General features: G+C 55.0%; 3 protein-coding genes. 2 read left to right on the top strand and 1 reads right to left on the bottom strand.

Features of this window, described 5'->3' with window-relative positions; all coding sequences use genetic code 11:
• Nucleotides 1–626: 626 nt before the first annotated feature.
• A complete protein-coding gene (locus ABQ298_06655) occupies nt 627–1217 on the bottom strand; it encodes a GNAT family N-acetyltransferase (GenBank protein ID MEQ9824047.1) in 591 nt (196 codons plus the stop codon).
• A 283-nt stretch (nt 1218–1500) separates the two neighbouring features.
• Between ABQ298_06655 and ABQ298_06650 the strand changes: the two genes are divergently transcribed.
• Nucleotides 1501–2169 carry a DsbA family protein gene (locus tag ABQ298_06650; protein ID MEQ9824046.1) on the top strand — a complete coding sequence of 223 codons (669 nt, stop codon included), beginning with the start codon at nt 1501–1503 and terminating at the stop codon, nt 2167–2169.
• Between the two features lie 246 nt (nt 2170–2415).
• Nucleotides 2416–3270, top strand: an 855-nt coding sequence (locus tag ABQ298_06645) for an MFS transporter (protein MEQ9824045.1), incomplete at its 3' end; no start/stop codon positions are given.

The raw sequence follows: 3270 nt of genomic DNA, 5'->3' as shown, positions 1-3270 counted from the left end.
GATTTTGAGTCCTTTCGAGCTTGTAAAAGCGAATTCTTTCTGGTTAAATTCTGTCATCGCTGGAGTTGTATTTTATTTTTCCTAACCACTGTTTATCAGTGACTTACACTCCATGCGATATTTTTTTGTGAGAAATCCGGGTTAGCGGTTCAACGCCACCACGGTCCCGAGAGATGGGTGTCGTGGATTGGAACGCTCCCATCAACGTTCGGATTGTTGCGGAGGCTTGGACTTCGACCGCATACACCTGCCTGGTCAGCCACCGGCGGGGTGCTTACAGGAAAGGTGGATGTCAGTGTCCTCCGGTTGTGATCAGTGGCGGCGGGTGACGAAAAACACAGACCCAGTTACCTGGCAGGTCTTTTCCCCGGCATCCCCATCATGCCCAGGCCGCTGATCTGCTGAAGGCACGATCTGCAGCCGATGCGGCATGGTTGTGTGGGGTCACCGAAGAATCGTGGCTCCGCATCGCTACCACTGCCGCTGTTTGTCGCGCCTATGCAAGCCCCGTTCCGACCAACGGCCAAGCCATTGCCGTTCTCGCCACATGGAGCTCCAGGCCCCACATTCGCTGTCATTTCGTATTCCCTTGCAGTGGCCTTGCACCAGTTAAACCGCATGCTACTTCAAGGTTTCTGGGCCATTTCGCACAAACGCTTCCACATCCAGATGTCCGGCTTTCGCTCGCCGCCAGCGTTGGGAACCACACCGACGATGGCGTACCCGCAGCGCTGATAGAACGCAAAGGGGTGTTGCTTGAGGTTGCGGATCTGCTGGATCTCTTGCAGCACATTGTTGCCAGTGAGGTCGGTCTGGGAGAGACTCGTGGCCGAGGTTTCATCATCGGTACCCAAGAGGATGCCGCGAATCCCGCGCCTCTGGGCGATGGTTTCGAGTGCTGCCATCAGCCTGCGGCCAATTCCACGACCTTGATCCTCCTGCCGGACCACCAGCGGGTGCAGCTCCCAGGTGGTTTCATACAGAGGCCGCAGTCCCACCCAGCCGTAAAGTCTTTCTCCTGCACTTGCGTCAAACGCACCGATGCAGATGCGCGGAGCTTCCAGGCACTCCAGCACCTCCCGCCGCGCACTCTCCAGGTCCGGCCAGGCTCCCTTGCCCATGCCAGTGAAGGTATCGGTCAGGATGTGCGCGGCCTCTTCGATCGAGTGCTTAGTGCTGCCGATGTCGAGGAATCGGAGTTTGAGTTCAGTGTGCATCATTCAAAATGATCGACGGCGGGTGACTGCTGTGAATCCCCTTGGTTCGTGAACCGAAGATTGTGGCGCTCTCGACTTCAGGGAAACGAGGTTCTGCAGGCGAGGCGTGTATCGGAACTGGTTCTGAGGACTCAAGGGGTTGGAATTGAAGGTTCATGGGAATGGGCGAGTAAACGAAAAGTGTAACGAACACACTTTCTCCCACAAGCTAAGTAATTCCGTTGCAAGTACGGTTGCAAGCGCGCAGCGAATGCCGCAACATTTGGCATCATCCAGGTTTCCCATGCTTACGATTACTTACTATCTCGATGTGGTTTCCTCCTGGTGCCACTATGTTGAACCCGTTTGGAAGCGCCTGCAGGAACGCTATGCGGATGCGGTTGATTTCCGTTGGCAGATCGCCCTCATTCCCGCATCGGGTCTGCCCGGATCGCGGGAGGAAGAGGAATGGTACTATCGCCGTTCGGGCATGATTACCCGGCAGACGTCCATGCTCAATGCGGGCTGGTGGGAAGCGGGAATGAGCGAGTTCCTCGCGCCCAATGCCGTTGCCGTGGCAGCGCGCAATCTGGGAGTAAAGGGAGATGGGGTTCGGCTCGCGCTTGCCAGGGCAGCCATGATCGAGGGTCGTCCGGTTGGGCGATGGCAGGAATCGGTTGCGGTGGCTGCGGCGGTCAGCGGGATCGATGCCGAGGTGCTGCAAACCGAGGCCCAGCGTCCGGAAGTCGAGCAGGCCATTCGCGATACGACGGAGCAGTTTTATGGCCTCAGTGTGACCCAGCGTCCAGCCTTCCGACTCGAGAGTGAGATTGGCGATGTGGCCGTGTTTTCGGGACTCATTCAGGAAACCGTGCTGGTTGCAGCTATCGAGGCCATGCTGTCAGATACGACCGCTTACCGGAGCTGGAGCGCCCATTTTGGGGCCAGCTGGGATAAGCGAGACGAAAGTTAGATTCAAGACGTCAGGTCTTGACTAAGGACTCTCCGATCCTCGATCCCCGTTAAAGCGTCGGATCCAAGTGTCCTGCAACCACTTCATGCCTTCACTCGAATGGGGTTCACCCAGTTTGAGCGCTGTATGAAAATGGTTGCCATGAACAGGTCGGCTTGGATCCGCGATGCCTGTTTCCTTGCGCTACTTCCGGTCGAATAAAGTCATCGACCAACGATCAGGGGTCACCTAAAATTTCCACGGTAAATGGCAAAGCAGCAACACATCACTTGGAGCCTGACAATCGCATTGGCGCTTACCGTCATGCTAGGACCCTTTTCCACTGATACCTATTTACCTGCATTTCCTCAGATGGCTGAGGCGTTGGGGGTCGATATTTCCAAAATTGCACTGACGATTTCCGTCTACATTTTGACGATGTCCATCGGGTTGCTGATTGGTGGACCGTTGTCGGACAACTTCGGACGCCGGATGGTGCTGGTGACTGGCCTTTTCATTACATTGTTCGCATCATTCGCAGTGGGAATGAGTAACAGCATCGGAGCGGTGTTATTTTTTCGGGTGCTGCATGCATTTGGAGCTGGTTGGGTTCTCGTTTCCGTGCCAGCAATGATCCGTGACCGGGTAAGCGGTCAGGAGGCAGCAAAGCTTTTTTCCATGATCGGACTCATCATGGTCATTGCTCCCGCCATTGCACCTGCGGTTGGGAGTACGATCCTGGAAATCGCTTCCTGGAGGTGGATCTTCTTCTTCATCTCAGTCTATGCTTTGCTACTCATTCTGATTGCCTGGAGCATCATTTTCGCCCACATGCCTCCACGGGTGGGTCCACGAAAAGTCGCAAACCTGATGGATGGCTATCTGGCGGTCATTCGCGAACGCCGATCCTGGCCTTTCATCCTCTGGCAATCCGCTTGTTTTTCCGTCATTATGGTGTTTGTGACACAAGCATCCTACATTTATCAGGATCATTTTGGACTCTCCCCTTCACGGTTTTCTTTGTTATTTGCCGCGAACATCGCAGCGATGCTCGGCTTCAATCTGATCAATCGCATCCTACTGCAAAGCGTTCGATCAATTAGAATTCTTCGGTTCGCCACG

This window comes from Puniceicoccaceae bacterium (assembly GCA_040224245.1).
Lineage (GTDB): Bacteria > Verrucomicrobiota > Verrucomicrobiia > Opitutales > JAFGAQ01 > JAKSBQ01.
This window is presented reverse-complemented; position numbering and strand designations above follow the sequence as displayed.

What these genes read in the sequence shown, in the direction of transcription:
- ABQ298_06655 (MEQ9824047.1), bottom strand. Translation starts at nt 1,217, where the DNA reads ATGCACACTGAACTCAAACTCCGATTCCTCGACATCGGCAGCACTAAG.
- ABQ298_06650 (MEQ9824046.1), top strand. Translation starts at nt 1,501, where the DNA reads ATGCTTACGATTACTTACTATCTCGATGTGGTTTCCTCCTGGTGCCAC.